General features: G+C 71.7%; 25 protein-coding genes. 12 read left to right on the forward strand and 13 right to left on the reverse strand.

Features of this window, described 5'->3' with window-relative positions:
• Positions 1-91 precede the first annotated feature (91 nt).
• Complete coding sequence (locus DBR36_RS08505; RefSeq protein ID WP_108318557.1) at positions 92-1417, reverse strand: glutamyl-tRNA reductase; 1326 nt, start codon at positions 1415-1417, stop codon at positions 92-94.
• Positions 1418-1548: 131 nt separating this feature from the next.
• On the opposite strand from DBR36_RS08505, the gene hemE reads away from it, so the two are divergent.
• The 10 genes from hemE (at position 1549) to hemL (ending at position 10350) form a co-directional block, all read left to right on the forward strand.
• Complete coding sequence (hemE, locus tag DBR36_RS08510; RefSeq protein WP_108318517.1) at positions 1549-2586, forward strand: uroporphyrinogen decarboxylase; 1038 nt, start codon at positions 1549-1551, stop codon at positions 2584-2586.
• A complete protein-coding gene (gene hemG, locus DBR36_RS08515; RefSeq protein WP_108318519.1) occupies positions 2583-4091 on the forward strand; it encodes a protoporphyrinogen oxidase in 1509 nt (502 codons plus the stop codon). The genes hemE and hemG overlap by 4 nt, the downstream gene beginning before the upstream one ends.
• Before the next feature lie 107 nt (positions 4092-4198).
• Positions 4199-4600 carry a hypothetical protein gene (locus DBR36_RS08520; protein WP_181373533.1) on the forward strand — a complete coding sequence of 134 codons (402 nt, stop codon included), beginning with the start codon at positions 4199-4201 and terminating at the stop codon, positions 4598-4600.
• A gap of 4 nt (positions 4601-4604) precedes the next feature.
• Positions 4605-5015 (forward strand): phage holin family protein, encoded by a 411-nt coding sequence (locus tag DBR36_RS08525; RefSeq protein WP_108318521.1) that lies wholly within the window; start codon positions 4605-4607, stop codon positions 5013-5015.
• Positions 5005-5283, forward strand: coding sequence for a hypothetical protein (locus DBR36_RS08530; protein WP_108318523.1), 279 nt, complete (start codon positions 5005-5007; stop codon positions 5281-5283). Before DBR36_RS08525 ends, DBR36_RS08530 begins: the two co-directional genes overlap by 11 nt.
• A gap of 138 nt (positions 5284-5421) precedes the next feature.
• A complete protein-coding gene (gene hemQ, locus DBR36_RS08535; protein ID WP_108318525.1) occupies positions 5422-6093 on the forward strand; it encodes a hydrogen peroxide-dependent heme synthase in 672 nt (223 codons plus the stop codon).
• Positions 6090-7088, forward strand: a complete 999-nt coding sequence (gene hemC, locus DBR36_RS08540; RefSeq protein WP_108318527.1) for a hydroxymethylbilane synthase — start codon at positions 6090-6092, stop codon at positions 7086-7088. Before hemQ ends, hemC begins: the two co-directional genes overlap by 4 nt.
• Positions 7085-7900 (forward strand): uroporphyrinogen-III synthase, encoded by an 816-nt coding sequence (locus DBR36_RS08545; RefSeq protein ID WP_108318529.1) that lies wholly within the window; start codon positions 7085-7087, stop codon positions 7898-7900. Before hemC ends, DBR36_RS08545 begins: the two co-directional genes overlap by 4 nt.
• On the forward strand, positions 7897-8880 hold the full coding sequence (gene hemB / locus DBR36_RS08550) for a porphobilinogen synthase (protein ID WP_108318531.1): 984 nt from the start codon (positions 7897-7899) through the stop codon (positions 8878-8880). The genes DBR36_RS08545 and hemB overlap by 4 nt, the downstream gene beginning before the upstream one ends.
• Before the next feature lie 129 nt (positions 8881-9009).
• On the forward strand, positions 9010-10350 hold the full coding sequence (gene hemL, locus DBR36_RS08555; protein ID WP_108318533.1) for a glutamate-1-semialdehyde 2,1-aminomutase: 1341 nt from the start codon (positions 9010-9012) through the stop codon (positions 10348-10350).
• A 209-nt stretch (positions 10351-10559) separates the two neighbouring features.
• Here hemL and DBR36_RS08560 read toward each other — a convergent pair whose 3' ends face one another.
• The 6 genes from DBR36_RS08560 to DBR36_RS18300 all read right to left on the reverse strand — a co-directional run bounded on the left by DBR36_RS08560 (position 10560) and on the right by DBR36_RS18300 (position 12781).
• Positions 10560-10829, reverse strand: coding sequence for a hypothetical protein (locus tag DBR36_RS08560; protein WP_108318535.1), 270 nt, complete (start codon positions 10827-10829; stop codon positions 10560-10562).
• An 82-nt stretch (positions 10830-10911) separates the two neighbouring features.
• Complete coding sequence (locus DBR36_RS08565; RefSeq protein ID WP_108318537.1) at positions 10912-11112, reverse strand: hypothetical protein; 201 nt, start codon at positions 11110-11112, stop codon at positions 10912-10914.
• Complete coding sequence (locus tag DBR36_RS08570; protein WP_108318538.1) at positions 11106-11432, reverse strand: hypothetical protein; 327 nt, start codon at positions 11430-11432, stop codon at positions 11106-11108. Before DBR36_RS08570 ends, DBR36_RS08565 begins: the two co-directional genes overlap by 7 nt.
• Before the next feature lie 39 nt (positions 11433-11471).
• Complete coding sequence (locus DBR36_RS17330; protein ID WP_146185287.1) at positions 11472-11840, reverse strand: hypothetical protein; 369 nt, start codon at positions 11838-11840, stop codon at positions 11472-11474.
• A gap of 186 nt (positions 11841-12026) precedes the next feature.
• Positions 12027-12386, reverse strand: a complete 360-nt coding sequence (locus tag DBR36_RS08575) for an SseB family protein (RefSeq protein ID WP_181373534.1) — start codon at positions 12384-12386, stop codon at positions 12027-12029.
• Between the two features lie 263 nt (positions 12387-12649).
• Positions 12650-12781 (reverse strand): hypothetical protein, encoded by a 132-nt coding sequence (locus DBR36_RS18300; RefSeq protein WP_258222654.1) that lies wholly within the window; start codon positions 12779-12781, stop codon positions 12650-12652.
• A gap of 85 nt (positions 12782-12866) precedes the next feature.
• Between DBR36_RS18300 and cofD the strand changes: the two genes are divergently transcribed.
• Positions 12867-13832: a 2-phospho-L-lactate transferase gene (gene cofD / locus DBR36_RS08585; protein ID WP_108318545.1), complete on the forward strand. Its 966-nt coding sequence runs from the start codon at positions 12867-12869 to the stop codon at positions 13830-13832.
• A 568-nt stretch (positions 13833-14400) separates the two neighbouring features.
• On the opposite strand, the gene cofC is transcribed toward cofD, so the two are convergent.
• The 4 genes from cofC to cofG form a co-directional block, all read right to left on the reverse strand.
• On the reverse strand, positions 14401-15036 hold the full coding sequence (gene cofC / locus DBR36_RS08590) for a 2-phospho-L-lactate guanylyltransferase (RefSeq protein WP_108318559.1): 636 nt from the start codon (positions 15034-15036) through the stop codon (positions 14401-14403).
• A 143-nt stretch (positions 15037-15179) separates the two neighbouring features.
• Complete coding sequence (gene fgd, locus DBR36_RS08595) at positions 15180-16190, reverse strand: glucose-6-phosphate dehydrogenase (coenzyme-F420) (protein WP_108318547.1); 1011 nt, start codon at positions 16188-16190, stop codon at positions 15180-15182.
• Positions 16187-17683 (reverse strand): NAD(P)/FAD-dependent oxidoreductase, encoded by a 1497-nt coding sequence (locus tag DBR36_RS08600; RefSeq protein ID WP_181373535.1) that lies wholly within the window; start codon positions 17681-17683, stop codon positions 16187-16189. The genes fgd and DBR36_RS08600 overlap by 4 nt, the downstream gene beginning before the upstream one ends.
• The gene (cofG, locus tag DBR36_RS08605; protein ID WP_108318549.1) at positions 17680-20040 is read right to left on the reverse strand and encodes a 7,8-didemethyl-8-hydroxy-5-deazariboflavin synthase CofG; all 2361 of its coding nucleotides are present in this window, start codon (positions 20038-20040) and stop codon (positions 17680-17682) included. The genes DBR36_RS08600 and cofG overlap by 4 nt, the downstream gene beginning before the upstream one ends.
• A 129-nt stretch (positions 20041-20169) precedes the next feature.
• On the opposite strand from cofG, the gene DBR36_RS08610 reads away from it, so the two are divergent.
• Complete coding sequence (locus DBR36_RS08610; protein ID WP_108318551.1) at positions 20170-20559, forward strand: hypothetical protein; 390 nt, start codon at positions 20170-20172, stop codon at positions 20557-20559.
• A gap of 132 nt (positions 20560-20691) precedes the next feature.
• On the opposite strand, the gene DBR36_RS08615 is transcribed toward DBR36_RS08610, so the two are convergent.
• Together DBR36_RS08615 and DBR36_RS08620 are read right to left on the reverse strand one after the other, a co-directional pair.
• Positions 20692-21510 carry a TSUP family transporter gene (locus DBR36_RS08615; RefSeq protein ID WP_108318553.1) on the reverse strand — a complete coding sequence of 273 codons (819 nt, stop codon included), beginning with the start codon at positions 21508-21510 and terminating at the stop codon, positions 20692-20694.
• A gap of 64 nt (positions 21511-21574) precedes the next feature.
• On the reverse strand, positions 21575-22420 hold an 846-nt coding region (locus tag DBR36_RS08620; RefSeq protein WP_258222656.1), incomplete at its 5' end, for an ABC transporter permease.

The following is a 22420-nucleotide window of genomic DNA, read 5'->3' on the forward strand; positions in this document are numbered from 1 at the left end:
GACAAGTCGGCGACATCCTGTCGCCGAGTCGTCAGCGGGGTGCAGTCTCGCGGGTCGGCACGACGCGGCGGGGCGACCGCGCGACGCCCGCTCAGCCGGCGTCGGCGATGTCGCGCGGGAGCGCGGGGGCGGCGGGGTCCGCGACCTCGATGCCGAACAGCGCGGACAGCGCGTCGATGTAGTCGTCGGCGCGACCTGACTCGGCCAGCTCGTGCGCGCGCGTCGTGGGGGTGTGCAGCAGCACGCCGACCAGGTGGCGCAGCGCCTGCTCGGTCTGCCCGCCCTCGTCGCCGCGGGCGCGCACGCGGGCCACCTCGGTGTCGAGAACGCCGAAGACGTGGGCGCGCAGCGCCACGACCGCGGGGGTGATGTTCTTGCGCTCGCCGACCGAGGCGAAGCGCTTGGCGGCGTCGCGCACGAGGTCGCGCGCCGCGTCGGTCGCCTGCAGCTCCTCGAGCGGGGCGTGCAGGCGGATGGTCTCGAGGTCGAGCAGGTCGACGCCCGGGACGGTCGCGACGTCGGGGTCGACGTTGCGGGGCAGGCCCAGGTCGATGATCAGGCGGCGTCCGGTGTGGTCGACCGGGCAGCCGGCCGCGGCCGTCGTCTCGGAACCCGTGCGTCCCGCGGCGTAGGTCGCGGCGCTGACGACGTGGTTCTCGCTCGTGGTGCAGGTGATCACGAGGTCGGCGTGCGCCACGGCGGCGGGGAAGGTCTCGGCCGACACCGCGCGCAGGCCGTGCTTGGCGGCGAACTTCGCCGCGCGGCCCGAGGGGGAGTGCACCGAGATGTCCTCGGCGCCCTGGTCGCGGAGCGCGGCGACCGTGGCGGCGGCGTACGCACCGGTGCCCACCAGCAGCACGCGCTGCGTGGACCAGTCGGCGATGCGGCTGTCGGCCAGTTCGAGGCCCAGGCGCACGAGCGAGCGGCCCGCGCGGCCGATGGCGGTGGAGTTCTTGACGCCGCGCTGCGCCTCGGAGGCGCGCTGGAAGAGGCGCTCGAGCTCGGCCGAGGTCGTGCCCAGCTGACGCGACTCGGTCAGCGCGCGACGCACCTGGCCGGCGATCTCGCCCTCGCCGACGACGACGGATTCGAGACCGGATGCCACCGAGAACAGGTGCTCGGCCACGTCGTCGCCGCCCAGCACGGTGTACGAGCCCTCGAGCTCGGCGGCGGGGACGCCGGTGGCGGCCTCGATGGCCGAGAGCGTGGCATCGATGCCCAGGGCCACGGCGGCGGTGACGGGCTCGTCCATGTCGACGTAGGCCTCGAAGCGGTTGCACGTGGCGACGACGACGGCGCCCTGCACGCACTCGTCGTGCTCGGCGATCAGGGGGGCGACGGGGGTGCGGGGTACGCTGAGCCGCTCGAGGAGCTCGAAGGGCGCGGTCTTGTGACTCGCGCTGACGCACAACAACACGCTCATATTCTACGCCCGGCCACCTCGGGGTATTCCGGGCGGCCCTTCGACATCAAGGCATCCGTTCTCCGACGGCTCGGGACGGTGCCGCCCCTCCTGTCTCACAGGACGCGGATGGGAGGATGGATGCCATGGCCTCCCTCGACGCTCCCCTTCTCCGCGCCCTCCGAGGCGACCGCCCCGAGCGTCAGCCGGTGTGGTTCATGCGGCAGGCGGGGCGCTCGCTCCCCGAGTACCGCGAGCTGCGCGTGGGCACGCGCATGCTCGACGCGTGCCTGACCCCCGATCTCGCCGCCGAGATCACGCTGCAGCCCATCCGTCGTCACGACGTGGATGCCGCGATCTTCTTCAGCGACATCGTCGTGCCGTTGCGTCTGGCCGGTGTCGACGTCGTCATCGAACCCGGTCGCGGTCCGGTGTTCGCCGACCCCGTGCGCACGGCCGACGACGTGGCCCGCGTCACGGCGATCGACCCGGCCGAGGTCGCCGCGGCCGCAGAGCCCGTGCGCGAGGCCGCTCGCCGCGTGACCGCGGAGCTGAGCGACCGGGTGCCGCTGATCGGTTTCGCCGGCGCCCCCTTCACCCTCGCGGCGTATCTGGTCGAGGGCGGCCCGTCCAAGGAGCACCTGCGCGCCCGCGGCATGATGCACGCCGACCCGCAGTCGTGGCACCGCCTGGCCGGCTGGCTGGCGAAGGTGTCGCGCGCGTTCCTCGACGCCCAGATCGAGGGCGGCGCCCAGGCCGTGCAGCTGTTCGACTCGTGGGCCGGGTCGTTGTCGACGGCGACGTTCCGCGAGTTCATCGCGCCGCACTCGACCGCGGCGCTCGAGGGCATCGAGGTTCCCCGCATCCACTTCGGCGTGGGCACCGGCGCCTTCCTCGACGAGATGCGCCTGGGCGGGCTCGCCGACGCGGTGGGAGTGGACTGGCGGATGCCGCTCGACGAGGCCGCGGCGATCGTCGGCCCCGACACGACCCTGCAGGGCAACATCGACCCCGCGCTGCTGGGCGCCCCGTGGCCGGTGCTGCGAGCCCACGTCGACGACGTGCTCGCCCGCGGTCGAGCGGCGCGCGCGCACGTGCTCAACCTCGGCCACGGCGTTCCGCCCGACACCGATCCCGACCAGCTGACGCGCATCGTGGCGCACGTCCACGGGGAGGGCGAGTGAGCGAGCCCCTCGACCGCCTGATCCAGCACGCGCACGAGACCCGTGTCGTCGTCGTCGGCGGCGGGGTCTCGGGCCTGATCGCCGCGCGCGAGTGCGCCAAGGTGGGCCTGCAGGTGACCGTGCTCGAGGCGTCCGACGTGTTCGGCGGCGTCCTGCGCACGGCCGAGGTCGGCGGCATCGTCCTCGACGTGGGCGCCGAGAGCTACGCGACCCGCGGCGGCATCGTGCGCGGCCTCCTCGGCGAGCTCGGCCTGGCCGACGCCGTCGTGACCCCGAACCCCGCGGGAGCGTGGGTCGCGGGCGTCCCCGGGGTCGGTGCGGCGCCCCTGCCGAAGGGCGGGGTGCTCGGCATCCCGGACAATCCCTTCGACCCCGCCGTGCGCCGCATCATCGGCTGGTCGGGTGCATGGCGCGCCTACGTCGACCGCCTGCGGCCGCCGCTGACCATCGGCCACACGCTGAGCCTCGGAAAGCTCGTGCGCTCGCGCCTGGGCGCGCGCGTGCTCGATCGCCTGGTCGCCCCGGTGACCAGCGGCGTCTACTCGGCGCGGCCCGACGACATCGACGTCGACCTAGCCGCCCCGGGCCTGAACGCGGCGCTGACGCGCACCGGGTCGCTGACCGGGGCCGTGGCCGAGCTGCGCGCGCGACGCGCCTCGACGCGTCCCGCCGACGCCCCGGCCTCGGACGTCCCGGTCGCCGCGGGTGCGGCTCCCCAGGCGCCCGCGCCCGGTGGAGCGGTCGAGGGGATCGCGGGTGGCATGTCGCGCCTGGTCGACGCGCTCGTGACCGGACTGATCGACGCCGGTGCCGACCTGCGCCCGGGCGTCCGCGCCGAGGGCCTGCAACGCACGGACGACGGCTGGAGCGTCTCGACCTCGGCCGACGCCGATCCGATCGCCGCTCGCGCGGTCGTCGTCGCCCTTCCCGAGGGTCCGGCGCGGGCGCTGCTGGCTCCCGTCGTCCCGGGCCTCGACGAGGGCGAACCGGTCGCCCCGGTGGTCGAAGTGGTGACACTCGTGGTGAACGCGCCCGAGCTCGACGCCGCCCCGCGGGGGACCGGTGTGCTCACCGTGCCCGGCAGCCACGTCGCCAAGGCGCTGACGCACTCGAGTGCCAAATGGGAGTGGGTGCGGGATGCCACCGAGCCCGGCGTCCACGTCGTGCGCGTGTCGTTCGGGGCGCAGGGTGAAGAGCCCGCCACCGCGTCCCTCGACGACGCCGCCGCGGCCCGCCTCGCGCTCGCCGAGGCCTCGGCGATGCTGGGCGTGGAGTTGTCGGCATCCGCTCTGAGAGACAGTCACCGTTCGCGGTACGTGCAATCCCAGCCGGCGGCGACCATCGGTCGGGCCGCGGTGACGGCTGCCGCCCGCGGTGCGGTGCGCGCGGTTCCCGGTCTGGGCGTCACGGGGGCCTGGGTCTCGGGCACGGGTCTCGCGCAGGTGATCCCGGACGCGCGCGACGAAGCCGACCGCGTCCGCAGCGCGGCGCTCTGGCGCGGCTGACCGGGACGGGTCGCCCGTCTGCGTCACGCTGTCAAGGGCGGATGCCCGAGACGGCATACATGACTACTGTGAGACTCGACCCACTCGATCGAGCGTGAGGAGACCCCATGAGGGGCAAAGCAGCACTCGTCGTCGGACTCGTGGCGGGCTACGTGCTCGGAGCACGCGCCGGCCGCCAGCGGTACGAGCAGATCAAGACCCAGGCCGGGAAGGTCTGGGACCAGCCCGTCGTCCAGGGACAGGTCGAGAAGGTCAAGGCGTTCGGCGTCTCGGCCCTCAAGTCCGTTCCCGGCGTGGTGTGGAAGGGCGCGAAGTCCGTCACGGGCGCCGCGTCGCAGTCCGGCACCGTGCAGGAGCGCGCCGAGCGCGCGGGACGCGCCGCCAAGCAGTCGGCCCACGAGGTCGCCGACGTGGTCGAGGACTCCGTCGACGACGCCAAGCGCGCCGAGAAGACCGCCACCACGCGTGCGAAGGCCGCCCAGAGCGCTTCCGACGCGTCCGGGAGCTGACCGCATGACCACTCCGCGCGGATTCCGCGATCGCTCCGACGACAGTCTGTTCACGCTGATCGGCGACATCCCCGAGCTCGTGCGCAACCTCGTTGTCGCCGAGATCAACGGGGCGAAGGCGTGGGCGCAGCGCACGGCGAAGGACGCCGGGATCGGCGCCGGCTGGTTCGTCGGCGCCCTGATCGTGCTCTTCTGGGCCATTCCGGTGTTCTTCGCGTTCGTCATCGCGGGGCTGTCGTCCTGGTGGCCCGTGTGGCTGTCGGCGCTCGTGGTGTTCGGCGTGATGGTGGTGATCACGGCGATCCTGGCGCTGCTGGGCTACCTGCGGTTCAAGAAGCTGTCGAACCGCGAGAACCCCGGCAAGGCCATCGCCGAAGACGTCCGCATCGTCAAGGAGGCCCGCGATGAGTATTGATCGACCCGTCCCCGTGCCCCGCACGGCCGTGCCGCTCGGGATCACCGACCCCGTCGAGTCGGCCCGCGCCGAGCTCAAGGCCGCTCTGGCGGCTCTCGAGGTCAAGGCGAACATCCCGCGTCGCGCGAGCGAGACCGTCGACCGCAAAGTGCACGAGGTGCGCGCGAAGGCGCAGAAGAACCCCGCCGCCGCCGCGGCGGTCGTCGCCGGTGTCGCCGCCCTCGTGGGCGTCGCCGTCTGGGGCATCGTCCGCGCCTACACGCGCTGAGAAGGCTCGGAGCGGCTCGTCCCCCTCGCCGGGGCGGGCCGCTTCGTCATGCCCGGGTGCCTTTCCTGACGCGAGGGGTGGTTCGGCGGCGAGTCAACCGGTTTGGCCCGTCGCGGCGACCGGACGAGACTAGGAGTCATGTCCGATGACAGCTCCTCTTCCGTGTACACGCTGTGGGCGGTCTTCCGCCGCGATCCCGAGAACCCCGTCACCGCCTCCGAGGCGACCGAGCTCGCCGACCTCGTCTCGCTGATCGAGGCCGACGGCGTCACCGTCCGCGGGTTCTACGACGTCAGCGGTCTGCGCGCCGACGCCGACCTGATGGTCTGGCTCTACGGCGAAGACCCCCAGGCGCTCCAGCGCGACCTGCGGCGCCTGCGCCGCACCGAGGTGCTCAAGAACCTGCTGCCGACGTGGAACGCGATGGGCGTGCACCGCGACGCCGAGTTCAACCGCTCGCACGTTCCCGGCTTCCTGCGCGGCATCGACGCGAAGCAGTGGCTGTGCCTGTACCCCTTCGTGCGCAGCTACGAGTGGTACCTGCTGCCCGAGGCCGAGCGCCGCGACATGCTCATCGAGCACGGCAAGAAGGGCTCCGAGTACCGCGGCGTGATCGCGAACACCGTGGCATCCTTCGCCCTCGGCGACTACGAGTGGCTGCTGCCGATGGAGTCCGACGTCCTCACCGACCTCGTCGACATGATGCGCGACCTGCGCTATACCGAGGCCCGACGCCACGTGCGCGAGGAGGTGCCGTTCTACACCGGCCGTCTCGTCACGCTCGACGAGATCCCCGAGATCCTCCAGTGACGGCGCCTCTGCGGCTCGGTACGCGTCGCAGCACCCTGGCGATGGCGCAGTCGCAGATGGTGGCCGACGCGGTCGCCGCGGCATCCGGTCGTCCGGTCGAACTGGTGCCGATCGTGTCCGAGGGCGACGTCAACCGCGCGTCGCTGTCGCAGCTGGGCGGGCGCGGCGTGTTCGCGAACGGTCTGCGCGAGGCGCTCGCCGCCGACCGCTGCGACTTCCTCGTGCACTCGCTCAAAGACCTGCCGACGGTGCAGCCGGAGGGCCTGGTGATCGCCGCGACCCCGCCCCGCGAGGACGCGCGCGACGTCGTCGTCACCCGCGATGGCACGCCGCTGGGAGCCCTCGCGCCGGGTTCGCGCGTGGGAACGGGTTCTCCGCGTCGTATCGCGCAGGCCCGTCGCCACAACCCGCGCCTCGACATCCGCGACATCCGCGGCAACGTCGACTCGCGGCTCGCGCGCGTGCGCGAGGGAGAACTGGATGCCGTCATCCTCGCCGCCGCGGGCATCTCGCGCCTGGGCGGCGACCTGGGCGGCCTGCACGCCGAGGCGCTGGGGCTGGCCGAGTGGCCGACGGCGCCGGGCCAGGGTTCCCTCGCGGTCGAGACCCGGGACGACATCGCCCACGAGATCCACGCGGCCCTCGCCGCGCTCGACGACGAGGAAACGCGCGTGGCGATCACCGCCGAGCGCGTCGTCCTCAATGCCCTGGATGCCGGATGCAGCGCGCCCGTGGGCACCCACGCCGCGCTGGTCGACGGTGATCTGCGCCTGCGGGCGGTCGTCTACGCCCTCGACGGGAGCCAGCGGATCGGAATAGACCGGACCGTGCGTCTGTCCCCGGGGTATGGTGGGGAAACGGGCAGTGGCAATGGGGCGAATGCTGCCGACGACGGGGGGCCGATCGCGCGAGCGACGCGAGCGGGCCGAGAAGCCGCGCGTCGGTTGCTCGAACGCGGGGCGGCCGACCTGGTACCACGAGAGTCGACCACATGAATGAAGGCCACTGGCACACGCCGAACCCGACCACGGGCAGCGTGCCCAAGCCCCTCGCGGGGCGGCGCGTCCTCGTGCCGCGCGGGGGTCCCTGGGGCGACGGCGTCGCCGCGCGCCTGCGGCAGCTCGGGGCCGTTCCGGTCATCGCGCCGCTGATCAACTTCGCGCCGACGAACGATCAGGCGACCCTCGACGAGGCCCTCGCCGACCTGGCCGCGGGCGCGTTCGACTGGCTCACGCTCACCAGCGCCACCACCGTCGACGTCCTCTACGCGTACAAGGCCGAGATCCCCGCCGAGACGAAGGTCGCGGTCGTGGGCGAGACCACGGCGGCGGCGATGCAGGCCGTCGGCTACCGCGTCGACCTCGTGCCCGAGCGCGACAACTCCGCCCAGGGCATGGCCGAGCAGATGATCGCGCTCGAGACGCAGCCCCGCAAGGTGCTGACCCTGCGCAGCGAGATCGCCAAGCCCGTGCTGACGCGGCTGCTCATCGAGGCCGGTCACGACGTGCGCAGCGTCGTCGCCTATCGCACGGTCGGCGTCCCGGTGACCGACAAGATCGCCACCGACGTGCACTCGGGCCGCATCAACGCCATCCTCGTGACCAGCGGTTCGGTCGCCGAGCAGGTGGTGGAGCAGTTCCCCGAGATCCCGGCATCCACCGTCATCGCCGCCATCGGCCCGCGCACCGCGAAAGACGCCAAGCGCGCCGGACTCGGCGTCGACGTCGTGGCCGAGACCCAGACCGTCGACTCCCTCATCGACGCGGTCGCCCGCTTCCCCCTCTCCATCGACGAATCGACCCCATGAGCTTCCCCGAGCACCGCCCGCGGCGCCTGCGCCGCACCCCCGCCGTCCGTCGCCTCGCCCGCGAGACGCACCTCGTGCCGTCGCAGCTGGTGCTGCCGATGTTCGTGCGCGAGGGCATCACCGAGCCGAGCCCGATCGGATCGATGCCGGGGATCGTGCAGCACTCGATGGACTCACTGCGTCGTGCGGTCGCCGAGGCCGCCGAACAGCGCATCGGCGGGGTCATGCTGTTCGGCGTGCCCGAGGTGCGCGACGCGGTGGGGTCGGGCGCCGACGATCCGAACGGCATCCTGAACCGCGCCACCGAGGCGGTCGTGGCCGAGGTGGGCGACGCGCTGGTCGTGCAGACCGACCTGTGCCTGGACGAGTTCACCGACCACGGTCACTGCGGAGTCCTGCAGGCCGACGGCAGCGTCGACAACGACGCCACCCTCGAGCGCTACACGGCGATGGGCCTGGCGCAGGCGCGCGCCGGCTCGGCGATGCTCGGCCTGTCGGGGATGATGGACGGCCAGGTCGGTGCGGTGCGCGAGGCGCTGGATGCCGAGGGCTTCACCGACACGCTGATCCTGGCTTATTCCGCCAAGTACGCCGGTGCCTTCTACGGCCCCTTCCGCGAGGCCGTCGACTCGCAGCTGAAGGGCGACCGTCGCTCGTACCAGCTCGACCCCGGCAACGGCCGCGAGGGCGTGCGCGAAGCGCTCCTGGACGTCGAAGAGGGTGCCGACGTGGTCATGGTCAAGCCGGCGCTGCCGTACCTCGACGTGCTCGCCGACGTGAAGGCCTCGGTCGACGTCCCCGTGTGGGCGTACCAGGTGTCGGGCGAGTACGCGATGGTCGAGGCGGCTGCGGCCCACGGCTGGATCGACCGGCGCGGTGCGATCCTCGAGAGCCTGCTCGGCATCCGTCGCGCCGGCGCCGACGCGATCCTGACGTACTGGGCCCTCGAGGCCGCCCGCTGGCTCCGCGAGGAGCTGTAAGCCCGATTCCTCGCCCGGTGGGTATGTGTCGCCTCGATCACCTCGGAGGCGACGGATCCCCGTGACTCACGCGGGTGAGTGCGCCCTACGCGGAGCCGATACCCGCGCGCGCCCGGAAGAATGGATGCCATGACCGATCTCAACGACCAGTGGTTCGCCCGCGCCAAGGACGTCATCCCGGGCGGCGTCAACTCGCCCGTCCGCGCGTACGGGTCCGTCGGCGGCACGCCGCGGTTCGTCCAGTCCGCCTCGGGACCTCGGATCACGGATGCCGCGGGTCGCGAGTACGTCGACCTGGTCGCCTCGTGGGGACCGGCACTTCTCGGCCACGCGCACCCCGAGGTGGTCGGGGCGGTGCAGTCGGCGGCATCCCGGGGTCTGTCCTTCGGCGCTCCCACGGGGGCAGAGGTGGAGCTGGCCGACCTCGTCGCGCAGCGCGTGCAGGTGGGCGACCTGAAGCCGATCGAGAAGGTGCGCCTGGTGTCGACCGGCACCGAGGCGACGATGACGGCGATCCGCCTCGCGCGCGGGGTGACCGGTCGTGACCTGCTCATCAAGTTCGCGGGGCACTACCACGGCCACTCCGACGGCCTGCTGGCCGCCGCCGGCTCGGGCGTCGCGACGCTCGCCCTACCCGGCTCGGCGGGCGTTCCCGCGCCGATTGCCGCGCAGACGCTCGTGCTGCCCTACAACGACCTCGACGCGGTGCGCGAGGTGTTCGCCGTGCACGGCGAGAACATCGCCGCGATCATCGTCGAGGCCGCCTCGGCGAACATGGGCGTGGTGCCGCCGCTGCCCGGCTTCAACGCCGCGCTCGCCGACATCGCGCACGCCAACGGGTCGCTGCTGATCATGGACGAGGTGCTCACCGGGTTCCGCGTGCACCCCGCCGGGTTCTGGGGCTTGCAGGCCTCGCGGGGCGAGCGGTACCTGCCCGACATCCTCACGTACGGCAAGGTCATCGGCGGAGGGATGCCGCTCGCGGCCCTCGCCGGTCGCGCCGAGATCATGGACCACCTCGCGCCGCTGGGCCCGGTGTACCAGGCGGGCACGCTGTCGGGGAACCCGCTCTCCGTCGCCGCGGGCCTCGCGACGCTGCGCCTGGCGACGCCCGAGGTGTACGCCGCGGTCGATGCGTCGGCCGCGCGCATCGCCGACGCGCTCGACGACGCCCTGACCGCCGAGGGCGTCGTGCACGCCGTGCCGCGCGCGGGATCGCTGTTCGGCGTCGCCTTCTTGCCCGAGGTGCCCCGCGACTACGCCACGGCCCTCACGCAGCAGTCGTACCGGTACGCCCCGTTCTTCCACGCGATGCTGGATGCCGGTGTCTCGCTGCCGCCGAGCGTGTTCGAAGCGTGGTTCCTCACCGCGGCGCACGACGACGTCGCCCTCGACCGCGTGCTCGAGGCGCTGCCGGTCGCGGCGAAGGCAGCCGCGGAGGCGCTGGATCCGACGCTGCTCGCGCAGTAGGGATCATCCTCGCGATGGATACGTTTCGTCCTTCGCGATGATGCGCGGGGCAGGTGCGGCCGGAAGGCTGGAGTCATGCTCCCCGCACGCCCCGCGCCGTCCACCTTCTCGCCGCTGTTCTCGAGACTCGTGGCGTGGTGGCCGATGTCGATGGCACCTCGGCGCCGTCGCGCGACGTGGCAGCCGTGCCCGCGTGGTCAGGTCTGAGATCAGCGCCACGTCCAGCTGAGGAGAGCGGAGAGTTCCCGGATGCCGGCTTCGCCCACGTCATCGCGCTCTGCGACGAGCGCGCGGACGGTGCGGTCAGCCCACGCGGCCAGGTCTGTCGCGTCGTCGCCGGGGGTGACGGCATCCATCCGGTCGATCAGGCCCTCGACGTGGGTGCGAAGGGCTCGATCGGGGACGGCCTCGGGATGCCGGCCGGGGATGGCGGAGTCGTCGGCCCAGATGTAGGCGGTGAGGGCGGTGTCGAGGGTCATGCTTCGTCCTTCCCTGAGCTCACCGAGCCAACCCACCGCTCCCTCGGCGTTGTGCTCTGCGGTGGCGCGCCGTCCACCTCGCTCAGGAGGTGCTCGAGTTCTCTGCGGCGCGGTCGTCGAGGAAGAAGAGTGGTTCGACGAATCTACCCGGGGTGGTGACCGGTGCCGGCTCGAGGGCTTGCGCCGACCTCACTACGTCGTTCGCCAGAGTAATCAGGTCGTTGAGAGTCGGCGGGAGGTCGCAGGTCGGATCGTGCTCGGCGAGTTGTTCGACGATCACCACGGGACGGCCGTCGGGGAGACTGATGCGCGCGACCTCGAGAAGGACGACTCGGGAGGCAGGACGACCTCCTGCTCCGCGGGGTGGGCGGAGAAGGCCGCGATCTCGAGTCCTGTGCGGCTAACGATGGCGGCGATCGCGGGGTTCGAGAGGTTTTCGGTCGCGATGCGCGGGTCCTTGCTCGTGGCGGTGACGCCTCGGGTCCACCGGGCAGGTGCGAGCTGGGGGATGTACGGGAGGCCGTGGAAGACGATCCCGGTGTGAGCGGGCAACTTCTCGAGAGCGCTCAAGAACCTTCGCGCGGCCTCGGCAGCATCGGGCATCGGCGGCTCCTCCTTCCCTTTGTGTGCTGGCGGACGTGCCTACAAGCCGAGCGAACGTCGCAGGGCTTCATCCGTTTCGCGGGTGATCCGTTCGGATGCGGCTCTTTCCGCTGCACCGAGACGCGCACCCGGTCGGCGGCTTTTACGAATCGAATCCAGCGCAAAGGCGCACGCGTCCGATTCCGAATCGAACCGCGCGAGTTCGGCCCACTGTCCGCGCTCCTGCGTCCCGACGGCAAATCCGGTCAATCTCTCGTTCACGAGGACGAGAGTGCCCAGGACAGGGTCCCCGTCGCCGACGTGCGGGTGATCGGGGCTGGACACGGGAGCCGAACCGAACTCCTCGCGGAGGATGCCGCAAAGTTCTTCGAAGGTTATCTCGCGCACTTCAGCTCTCAGATAACGCACGTCTACGTTTGATGGTCGAGATAATCGCCGCGCCATCCGGGCCACGTTCGTGACGGCTAGGAAGTAAATGGAGCTGGCTAAGTCACATGCTGATCCGAGTGCGGGGGCCTTCCAATGTCTTCGCGGGACCGGCCGGCACGTTCGGCTCGCGGCGTCGAAAACTGAATTAGCGCGGAATCGTGCCCGTCACACGCCAATCTCGGTTCGAATAGCAGAGATGCCCTTAGGTGCGATATCGAAACCGATCGTGGAGCCCGCGTTCAGGACGATACCCTGATCGCTTGGGACGCCGGTGAGGAGTTTCAGTCCAGTCATCGTCACCATGTAGGGGGCGAGATCTTGAATTCCGTTACCCCGATCCAGCTCTGAGTAGCAGGCCACCATTTGGGTACCGTCGCGTTCGAATAGAACCGGCTGGAAATTCGTCATGTTTTCACCGGGTTCGGTTCCGCTCGGAACGTAGATGGTGCTCGATGCGAAAACCCAAAGGATTGTCTGCATGTTCAAGAGATTCTCGCGCCCTCGCACCAGGGCGATCTCAAGCACGTTTCGAGGATTATCGGTCATTTTCGAAGGCCTCCGGGAATGCTTCTTGAGCTTCGCTTGCTGTCACCGGGTTTTGGTACCGCTGTGTGCCTATCCACCATGTTGCACAGAAATCGCATCTGTACAGAAGATCCGACGGCGAAGTGGCCAGGACAAACCTGGGTTGATAAGGCTTTCCAGAGTGGGTCAGGCAGATCTGGCAACCGAGTTGACTGCTCACGGGATCCTCTTCACGACGACCCAGTTGCCGCCTGATAGTTGAGTCAACACTGCTCCAGGCCGATGCCCACCTGCACCTGCTGCGCCTGCGCGGCACGCACCTGCGCCTCGGCCACCTGCTGCTCGATACGGGCGATCGCCGCCCCGGCGTCACGAGAGGAGAGGAGATCTGTCACTCGGGTGATGGCAGTCGCGCTCACCTCCGTCGGAGGGAAGATGTGAACATTCTCACGTCCCTCCACAGGGTGAAAGACTGAACCAATGCGTCCTCCCCAGCCCCGTGTCGTGGTTCTCGCCGGTGGAGTCGGGGGGTCGAAGTTCACTCTCGGCGTTCGCGCCGCGCTGCGCCGGCTTGGCGCGCCCGAGGCGACCGTCGTCGTCAACACCGGCGACGACCTGTGGCTCTCCGGGGTTCGTCTGCAGCCCGACGTCGACTCGATCACCTACGCTCTCGCCGGGGTGAACGACACCGAGCGCGGGTGGGGCCGCGCGGGCGACACCGAACGCGTCAACGAGGAACTCCAGGCGTGGGGCGCCGGCTGGCCGTGGTTCACGCTCGGCGACCTCGACCTGGGCACCCACCTCGCCCGCACCGGCTGGCTGCGCGAGGGGCTGACGCCGACCCACGTGATCGCCCGCATGGGGGAGCGGTGGGGGCTCGGCATCCATCTGCTGCCGATGACCGACAGTGAGGTCGACACGCACGTGCTGCTGGAGGACGGTCGGCGGATGCACTTCCAGGAGTGGTGGACGCGCCATCGCGCGCAGCTGACTCCCCGGGCGTTCGAGAACCCGGGAATCACGGATGCCGTGCCGGCGCCCGGCGTGCAGGAGGCCATCGCCTCGGCCGACGTCGTGCTGCTCGCTCCGTCGAATCCGGTCGTGTCGATCGGCCCGATCCTGGCGGTGCCGGGCGTGCGCGAAGCGCTGCGGGCGACCGCGGCCCGGGTGGTGGGCGTCTCGCCGATCATCGGCGGACGGGTCGTGCGTGGCATGGCGGACGTGTGTCTGACGGCGATCGGCGTCGAGACCTCGGCCGTGGCCGTGGCCCGGCACTACGGCTCGCGATCGGCGGACGGGGTGCTCGACGCGTGGCTGCTCGCCGAGGAGGACGCGGACGCGGCGGCCGAGGTCGAGGTGGCGGGTATGCGCGCCGTGGTGACGCCGCTGTGGATGCGCGACGAGGAGACGTCCGCGGCGATCGCCGAGGCGGCGCTGCGGGCGTAGAGGCGCCCGGGCACGCTGACCGGTGCCGCGCGGGCGTCGTGTGCGGGCGCTCGGCGTCGCCGGCTCGGACCTTCGCGCGGAACTCGGATGTTGCGCGCGAGAATGTCCGAGTTTCGCGCGTTTCTCCGAGTTCGGTGGTGTGGTCTGGGGTGCGCCCGCGCCTGAGCGTCGGCCGGCGCGGGGCGCCGCGGTCCCGGGCTGACGGTCGTCGTCTCGGACTTTCGCGCGGAACGCGGATGTTGCGCGTGGGAATGTCCGAGTTTCGCGCGTTTCTTCGAGTTTAATGGTGGGGTGTGGGGTGCGCCCGCGCCTGAGCGTCGGCCGGCGCGGGGCGCCGCGGTCCCGGGCTGGCGGTCGCCGGCTCGGACTTTCGCGCGAAGCTCGGATGTTGCGCGTGCGAATGTCCGAGTTTCGCGCGTTTCTCCGAGCTCGGTGGCGTCGGCGGATGCCCGGGCTCTCGGCGAGGCCCGCGCGAAGGCCGACCGCCGCCATCCGCGCGAAGGCGCGGCAACGCCACCCGCCGCCACCCGCGCGAAGGCGCGGCAACGCCACCGGACGCCGCGACGCGTCAGGCGGCGGCCGAGGCCAGCACCGCGGAGGTGTGTCGCCCGACCCCCAGGGCCACGGCCTCCGATAGCTGTGCGGCGGTGTCGACGTCGCGGTGCAGCGTCGAGCCGCGCTCGACCGCGAGGTCGGTGCAGCCGAGCAGACGGTGGCGCGCGGCGGAGTCCTCGCCGAACGCCGAGACCCAGACGGCTCCCGCGCGGGCGGTGATGAAGGTGGAGCCGGTGCCCTCGGCATCCGGAACCAGACCCCGTTCGACGGATGCCGCGAGCGCGAGCGCGGCGTCGAGATCGGCGGGACGCAGGGCCGGGACATCGCCCAGCAGTGCGGCCCGCGGCACACCGAGACCCGCGGCGTCGGCGCCCAGGGCGATCGCGGCGTCGAGTCCGCGGGTGTCGCCCTCGGGGACGACGTCGACGGAGCGCACGCGCCGGAGCTCGGCGCGGACCCCGGCGTCGTCGGTGACGACGATCACCCGGGTCACACGGTCGGCGGCCGCCGCAGCGGTGATCGTGTCGAGCGCGATCGCGCGGGCGAGCGCCTCGCGGTCGGTGCCCACGTCGATCAGGCGCGACTTGCCGACGGCGGCGGGTTTGACCGGGACGATGATCGTCCAGCCGGAGGTGTCAGGGGTTCTCATCGCTTCCATTGTGTGCCGGACTCCGGACAATTCCTGCTGGGGGTAGCGCCTGGCGACGAAACGTGCGCCGGACGCGCCGATTCTCCGGAGCGCGGCACCGGCGTGCCGCTCGGCCGGAACATGCTGGTCCGCCTGACCGGGCGTCAGCCGAAGCGCTTGCGCAGGCGCGGCAGGATCTCGTCGCCGTACATGTGCAGGAACTCGCGCTGGTCGTGGCCGGGGTCGTGGAACACCAGGTGCCGGAACCCCAGGTCGACGTAGCGCGCGATGCGTTCGACGTGCTCGTCGGGATCGGTCGACACGATGAAGCGGGATGCCGCACGCTCGATCGGCAGCTCGTTCGCGAGCCGCTGCATTTCGATGGGGTCGTGCACGCTCATCTTCTCTTCGGCCGTGAGGGCGAGCGGGGCCCAGAAGCGCGTCTTCTCGAGGGCGGTGTCGTGGTCGGGGTGGTACGAGACCTTGACCTCCATGAGCGTGTCGACGTCGTCGCGCGTGCGCCCGGCTTTGGAGAGTCCGTCGTCGAGGGCGGGCAGCAGCTTGTCGGTGTAGAGCTCGGGGTCCTTGCCGCTCGTGGTGATGTAGCCCTCGGCGATGCGGCCGGCCAGGCGCGTGGCCGCGGGGCCCGAGGCGCCGATGTAGATCGGCACCTTCTGCGCGGGACGGTCGTAGATGGTGGCATCCTTCACCGAGTAGTACGTGCCCTCGTAGGTGACGCGCTCGTCGGCCCACAGCTCGTTGATGATGGTGATGGCCTCTTTGAGGCGCTGGAAGCGCTCGGGCGGCTCGGGCCAGTCCAGCCCGAGGGTGACCTCGTTGAGCGCCTCGCCCGTCCCGACGCCCAGGACGACGCGGCCGGGGTACATGACGCCGAGGGTGGCGAACACCTGGGCGATGACGCCGGGGTGGTAGCGGAACGTGGGGGTGAGCACACTCGTGCCGATGATGACCCGCGAGGTGCGGGCGCCGAGGGCACCCAGCCACGGCAGGGCGTTGGGGGCGTGTCCGCCGTCGTGCATCCACGGCTGCAGGTGGTCAGAGAGGAAGACGGAATCGAAACCGACCTCTTCGGCGAGCACGCCGAACTCCAGCAGCTCGTTCGGCCCGAATTGCTCGCTCGAGGCCTTGTAGCCGAAACGCAGGGGAACGCTCATCTCTCTCCTCCAACCTCACAGCCGCGCACGGGGGTGTGCGCGGGTTCGAACTCGGCTCCGTCGGCGCCGGTCAGTCGTTCGCGGAACGCCTGGACGGTGCCCGGCCACAGCAGCGTGAGCCGCCCCGAGCGCGCGTCGACGTACCAGTTGCGGCATCCCCCGGTCAGCCAGGGGGTGGATGCCGCGGCCGCGGCGATCTCGTCGGTGTACGCCGCCTCGGCTTCGGGCCGCACGCGCAGCACGCGCGAGGGCCGCCGGTCGCGTTCGGCGAGGGTGCGCACGACGTAGGCCGCCTGCTCCTCGGCCATGAGGACGGCGGAATTGTGGCCGAGGCTCGCGTTGGGGCCGTTCAGGACGAACAGGTTGGGGAAGCCCGCGACCACGGTCGAGCCGAACGACGTCATGCCCCGCGACCAGTGCGCGGCGAGGGTGTCGCTCTCGCCGTGGACGAGGTCGGCGTAGGGCTGCTCGGCCGCGGCGAAGCCGGTGGCGAGCACGAGGACGTCGGCCCGATGGCGGGCGCCGCTCGCCGCGGTGAGGGTCGAGCCCTCGACGGTGATGAGGGCCGTGGGCTCGAGCGACACCGCGTCCGAGGCGACGGCGGGATAGAACGCGTCCGACAGCAGGACGCGCTTGCACCCGAACGCGTAGTCGGGGGTGAGCGACCGGCGCAGCGCCGGGTCGGCGACCTGCGCGTGCAGGTGCCGCAGCGCGGCGTCGCGGGCGGCGGCGGATGCCACGGCATCCCCCGAGCGCGAGGCGAAGCGCTGCTCTCCCTCGGCGTACAGATCGGCGCGCAGGCGCGCCAGCTCGCCCGGATGCGCGGCGAGGCGTTCGCGCTCGGCCGGCGGGATGTCGCCGCCGCCGCGCGGCACGATCCACGCGGGCGTGCGCTGGAAGAGGGTGACGTGGGCGGCCCGGCGGGCGAGCTCGGGGACGAGCTGCACGGCACTGGCGCCGGTGCCGACGACGGCGACCCGCTTTCCGGTGAGGTCGACGTCGTGGTTCCAACGCGCGGAGTGGAACAACGGCCCGTCGAAGGACTCGAGCCCCGAGATGGCGGGGACGTGCGGTTCGGTGAGGCGGCCGCACGCGAGGACCAGCGAGCGCGCGATGACGGACTCGGCGCCGGTGTCGATGCGCCAGACGGAGTCGTCGGCATCCCACCGCGCTCCGAGGAGGGGCGTGCGCAGGCGCAGACGGTCGCCGAGGCCTTCGCGGGCCGCGACGTCGCGCAGGTACCCCTGGATCTCGCTCCCCGAGGCGAAGGTGCGCGACCAGTCGGGGTTCGGGTGCGCCGCGAGGCTGTAGAGGTGCGCCGGCACGTCGCACGCGACGCCGGGGTAGGTGTTGTCGCGCCACGTGCCGCCGACGTCGCCGGCGCGCTCGAGGACGAGGATGTCGTCGCGCCCCGCTCGGCGCAGGGCACCGGCCATCGCCAGCCCCGCGAAGCCCGCGCCGACGACGACCACGTCGACGATGCGCGCGGTCATCGGGATCCCCGTGTCAGAGGCGTCGGTGCCACGCGGTAGTCCGTCGTGCGCAGACGGAACGGGCGCATCAGGCTGCGCGCGATGCGCTCGGCCGCGTCGACCGGGAGCTCCTGCCCGTGCTCGATGCCCGTGTCGGGTAGGACGCGGCCGTCGTAGAGCGTTCCGCCCAGGTCGTCTCCGCCCGCGCGGAGCAGCACTGCGGCGCTCGCGCGTCCGACCCGGGTCCAGGGGATCTGCACGTGCGGGATGCTGCCGGACAGCAGCAGCCGCGACACCGCGACCATCGCGCGATGCTCGTCGAGGGGAGCCCGCTCCGCGACCAGCGGCACGTCGCCGCCGGGCAGGGGGATCGGGACGAACTCGGCGAAACCGCCCGTGTCGCCCTGGATCGCTCGGAGGCGGCGCAGGTGCGCGATGCGCTCGGCCGCGGTCTCGACGTGACCGTAGAACAGCACCGACGTCGAGCGGAACCCGGCGCGGTGGGCCGCGGTGATGCCCTCGACCCAACGATCGATCTCGAGGTCACCGGGGGCGACGAGGGCGCGCACGCGCTCGCTGAGCACCTTGACGCCCGTGCCCGGCACCGTGTCGACGCCCGCGTCGCGCATCGCGGCGAGGGCTCCCTCCAGGCCGAGGCCGCCGCGGTCGGCGAGATCGCGCACGTCGAGGGGGCGATACGCGTGGATGTGGATGCCGGGGGCCCCGCGCTTCACGGCCCGCACGAGGTCGAGGTACGAGGCCGGGTCTTCGGCGGCGTCGAGCGAGCCCTGGATGCAGATCTCGGTCGCGCCGAGGTCGGCGGCATCCGCGGCGATGGCGGTGGCGTCGTCGAGATCGAACTCTCCGGGGGCGGTGCGACCGGCGCGTCGGAAGCCGCTCGAGGTGAGGTTGCGGTTCTGTACGAGGGTGACGGGCTCGCCGACCGTGTACCGCCGGGCGTCGTCGGCGGCGGCAGCGAGGTCGTCGAGCTCGGCCCCGCTCGCGCGCAGGAGGCGCTCCCAATCGGCGTCGTCGAGCGCCAGGGGGTCGGCGGCGGCGCTCTCGGCGAGGCGGCGGACGCCGGGGTCGCTCGCGCCGGGGGCGGCGCTCCGGCGCGCAGGCGCCGCGTGCGCCCCGGCGGGCGAGACGTCGGCCGCGAGGCCCTCGGCATCCGCCAGAGCCGTCAGGGGAGCGTGCAGCGCCGGGTCGATCCAGCGCGCGGCCGCTGTTACGTACTCGGGGTGCGCGGTCAGGCGCTCGCGCAACATGTAGCCGTGCGCGGCCGTGTGGGCGGAGAGGTCGTCGATCTGCGGCCACGGGCGCTCGGGATTGACGTGGTCGGCCGTGAGGGGCGACACTCCGCCCCAGTCGTCGATACCCGCCGCGACCAGCAGCCCGAGCTCGCGGGGGTCGGACAGGTTGGGCGGCACCTGGATGCGCATGTCGGGGCCGAACACCAGGCGCGCGACGGCGACCGCGGCGAGGTACTCGGTCATGTCGGCATCCGGCGCACCCTGCATGGCGGTGCGGGGCTTCGCGCGGAAGTTCTGCACGATCACCTCTTGCACGTGACCGTGCCGTTCGTCGATGTCGCGCAGGGCGACGAGCGACTCGGCGCGGTCGCGCACCGTCTCGCCGATGCCCACGAGGATCCCGGTGGTGAACGGGATGCCGGCAGCCCCGGCGTCGTCGATCACCCTCAGGCGCAGAGCGGGGTCTTTGTCGGGCGAACCGAAGTGCACCTGGCCGGGCTCTTCGTACAGGCGCCGCGACGTCGTCTCGAGCATCATGCCCATCGAGGGCGAGACGGGCCGGAGCGCGGCGAGTTCGTCGGGGTGCATCACGCCGGGGTTGGCGTGCACGAGCATGCCGGTCTCGGCGGTGATCAGCCGGGCGATGTGCGCGACGTAGTCGATGGTTGACGCGAAGCCGTGCTCGTCGAGCCACGCGCGCGCCTCGGGCCAGCGTTCCTCGGGGCGGTCGCCCAGGGTCAGCAGGGCCTCTTTGCAGCCGAGGGCCTGGCCCTGTCGGACGACGGTGAGCACCTGTTCGGGGCTCATGTACGCGGGCTTGCGCAGCAGGGCGAGCTGGCCGGGGGTGTCGACGAAGACGCAGTAGTGGCAGCGATCGCGGCAGAGCGTCGTGAGCGGCACGAACACCTTGCGCGAGTAGGTGATGACGCCCGGGCGGCCCGCGAGCGCGAGGCCCTCGTCGCGCAAAGCCGACGCGGCGGGCAGGAGCACGTCGAGGGGCGCGCCCAGCAGGGCCTCGGTCTGGTCGACGTCGGGGCGGAGTCCCGCCCGGACGCGTGCGACCAGGTCGTGGATGTCGGTGCCTCGGGCCGGTGCGACTCTCGGCGCAGCGCTGCCCGTGCTCATCGCTCCAGGCTATCCCTCGGCTCCGACATCGGGGCCGGGTTGCCCCGGGCCGAGGCGGGGACCCGATCGTTGCCGTCCTGTGAGGTGCGGGGCGGATGGGGTGTCGCGGACGCTGGCAGGATGGAGGACATGGTGACCCTGCTGCTCGATTCGACGCAGCTCGAGGTCGTGCTCTCGCCGACCGAGCGTGCGCTGTCCTTCCGCAAGAGCAACATCGTCGTCCCCCGTGAGCACATCGACCGCGTGCAGCTGACGGACGATGCCTGGACGTGGATCCGCGGCGTGCCCAACCCCGGTATCAACCTGCCTGTCGTGGTCGGCGCCGGGACGTGGAAGTCCGCGGGCGGCGATGACTTCGTCATCATCCGCGGCCGCAAGCCCAGCGTCGTGATCGACCTCGCGGGCCACGACGAGTTCGAGCGTCTGGTGCTGACCACCAAGCACGGCGTCGCGCTGCTCAAGGCGCTGCGGCTGGATGTGGCATCCGAACCCGAGGACGTCGCCGACATCGTCGCCTGAGCGCGGCTGCGGGGGTCGGACCCTGCCGGGCTGCGCCTCTCGAGTGTCCAAGACACCCGGACGTTTCACGGCGCCGTCCGGGTGTTCTGGACACTCGAGCGTGCGCCGCGACCGGGTGCGCGGACGACGCGCTCAGCCGGCGAACTGCGCCATCGTGTCCCACGCGAGCTTGACGACCAGCAGCGACAGCGTGACGAGGAACACGATCCGCACGAAGCCGCTGCCGCGCCGCGTCGCCATGTGGGCGCCGATGAAGCCGCCGGTGATGTTGAGCACCGCCATCGCCAGGCCCAGCACCAGGATGACCTCGCCGTGCACCCCGTACACGATCAGCGCCGCGAGGTTCGTGGTGAGGTTGGCGATCTTGGCGTTGACGCTCGCCTGCAGGAAGCCGTACCCCAGCACGCCCACGATGAGGATCACGAAGAACGAGCCCGTCCCCGGACCCAGGATGCCGTCGTAGAACCCCACGAGCAGACCGATCGCCCCGGCCCGCCAGGCGACCGCGGCGGGGCGGTCGTGACGCGGTTGGTGATGCAGGCCCATCTTCGGCTTGACCAGCGTGTAGACGCCGACGGCCACGACGGCGACCAGCACGATCGGGGTGAGCACCTCGCGCGGGACGAAGCGCGACAGCGCCGCCCCGACCGTCGACCCGCCGAACGCTCCGGCCACGAGGGGGATCAGCAGGATGAGCTGCACCCGGATCTTGCGGAGGTACACCCCGCTCGCCGAGAGCGTGCCGAAGAACGACGAGAGCTTGTTGGTGCCCAGGATGAACGGCGTCGCGACGTCCTTGGGGACGGCGATCACGAGCGCCGGCAGCTGGATGAGCCCGCCGCCGCCGACCACCGCGTCCACCCACCCGGCCACGCCGGCGGCCACGAGCAGCAGCAGGAGCGCCGACACCGACACGGGCAGCCACTCGGCGATCACCGGTCCATCGAGCACGGTTGATTCTCGCCGGTCGGCGCGGGCGGGCCAAATGCGGCTGCGCTCCGCCCCCGCGGGGCGTTCAGTCGATGTCGCGACGCCAGGTGGTGAACAGCCCGATCACGAGCAGCACCACCGCGTAGCCGAGCAGCACCAGACCGCCGGCCCACCACTCGAGGGTCCCTCCGCCGCCCGATCCGATCGCACCGAAGATCGTCTGCCCCACGAGAGCGTCGCTCGCCGCACTCGGGAACCACTTGACGACGTCCGCGAACCCCTCGACGACGCCGCCGACCGTGCGCACGATCGGCTCGACGAAGAGCGTGACGGCGAGCACGATGACGATCGCGGCGACCTGGTTGCGCACGACGGTGCCGACGCCGATGCCGACCAGCGCCCACAGCGCGTAGGCGAGCAGCATGCGACCGACGAGGGTCCACGTGTCGGGCGAGCCCAGGGCGGTGTCGATCCCGAAGAAGCCCAGGACCCCGGCCCCCGCCGCGATCGAGGCCGCCGAACCCAGGACGCCGTAGAGAAGGCCGATCAGGATGCCGACGACGAACTTGCCGACCAGGACGACGCCGCGACGGGGGGTGGCGAGGAAGGTCGGCGTCAGGGTCTTGTGACGGAACTCCGTCGTCACCATGAGCGTGCCGATGAGCAGGGGGAAGACGTACCCCACGGCGGTGGCCGAGCTGTACACGAGCTCGGGGATGCCGTCGGTGGCGGGCGCGGGTCCGCTGGCGCCGGTGAGACGACCGGATGCCACTCCGCCGAACACGAACGCCAGGACGCCGGACGTGAAGGCGACGTAGACCACGAGCACGATCCCCAGGACCCACCAGCCGGCGGTGGAGAACTGCTTGGTGTACTCGGACCGCGTGGCGGCGAGGAGCGTCATCGCGGAACCTCCGGGCTGGGCTGTGCG

The sequence above is a fragment of the Microbacterium sp. HMWF026 genome, assembly GCF_003061325.1.
Taxonomy (GTDB): Bacteria; Actinomycetota; Actinomycetes; order Actinomycetales; family Microbacteriaceae; genus Microbacterium; species Microbacterium testaceum_E.

What these genes read in the sequence shown, in the direction of transcription:
- hemE (WP_108318517.1), top strand. Translation starts at nt 1,549, where the DNA reads ATGGCCTCCCTCGACGCTCCCCTTCTCCGCGCCCTCCGAGGCGACCGC.
- DBR36_RS08520 (WP_181373533.1), top strand. Translation starts at nt 4,199, where the DNA reads ATGAGGGGCAAAGCAGCACTCGTCGTCGGACTCGTGGCGGGCTACGTG.
- DBR36_RS08525 (WP_108318521.1), top strand. Translation starts at nt 4,605, where the DNA reads ATGACCACTCCGCGCGGATTCCGCGATCGCTCCGACGACAGTCTGTTC.
- DBR36_RS08530 (WP_108318523.1), top strand. Translation starts at nt 5,005, where the DNA reads ATGAGTATTGATCGACCCGTCCCCGTGCCCCGCACGGCCGTGCCGCTC.
- hemQ (WP_108318525.1), top strand. Translation starts at nt 5,422, where the DNA reads ATGTCCGATGACAGCTCCTCTTCCGTGTACACGCTGTGGGCGGTCTTC.
- DBR36_RS08545 (WP_108318529.1), top strand. Translation starts at nt 7,085, where the DNA reads ATGAATGAAGGCCACTGGCACACGCCGAACCCGACCACGGGCAGCGTG.
- hemB (WP_108318531.1), top strand. Translation starts at nt 7,897, where the DNA reads ATGAGCTTCCCCGAGCACCGCCCGCGGCGCCTGCGCCGCACCCCCGCC.
- hemL (WP_108318533.1), top strand. Translation starts at nt 9,010, where the DNA reads ATGACCGATCTCAACGACCAGTGGTTCGCCCGCGCCAAGGACGTCATC.
- DBR36_RS08560 (WP_108318535.1), bottom strand. Translation starts at nt 10,829, where the DNA reads ATGACCCTCGACACCGCCCTCACCGCCTACATCTGGGCCGACGACTCC.
- DBR36_RS08570 (WP_108318538.1), bottom strand. Translation starts at nt 11,432, where the DNA reads ATGCCCGATGCTGCCGAGGCCGCGCGAAGGTTCTTGAGCGCTCTCGAG.
- cofD (WP_108318545.1), top strand. Translation starts at nt 12,867, where the DNA reads ATGCGTCCTCCCCAGCCCCGTGTCGTGGTTCTCGCCGGTGGAGTCGGG.
- cofC (WP_108318559.1), bottom strand. Translation starts at nt 15,036, where the DNA reads ATGAGAACCCCTGACACCTCCGGCTGGACGATCATCGTCCCGGTCAAA.
- fgd (WP_108318547.1), bottom strand. Translation starts at nt 16,190, where the DNA reads ATGAGCGTTCCCCTGCGTTTCGGCTACAAGGCCTCGAGCGAGCAATTC.
- DBR36_RS08600 (WP_181373535.1), bottom strand. Translation starts at nt 17,683, where the DNA reads ATGACCGCGCGCATCGTCGACGTGGTCGTCGTCGGCGCGGGCTTCGCG.
- cofG (WP_108318549.1), bottom strand. Translation starts at nt 20,040, where the DNA reads ATGAGCACGGGCAGCGCTGCGCCGAGAGTCGCACCGGCCCGAGGCACC.
- DBR36_RS08610 (WP_108318551.1), top strand. Translation starts at nt 20,170, where the DNA reads ATGGTGACCCTGCTGCTCGATTCGACGCAGCTCGAGGTCGTGCTCTCG.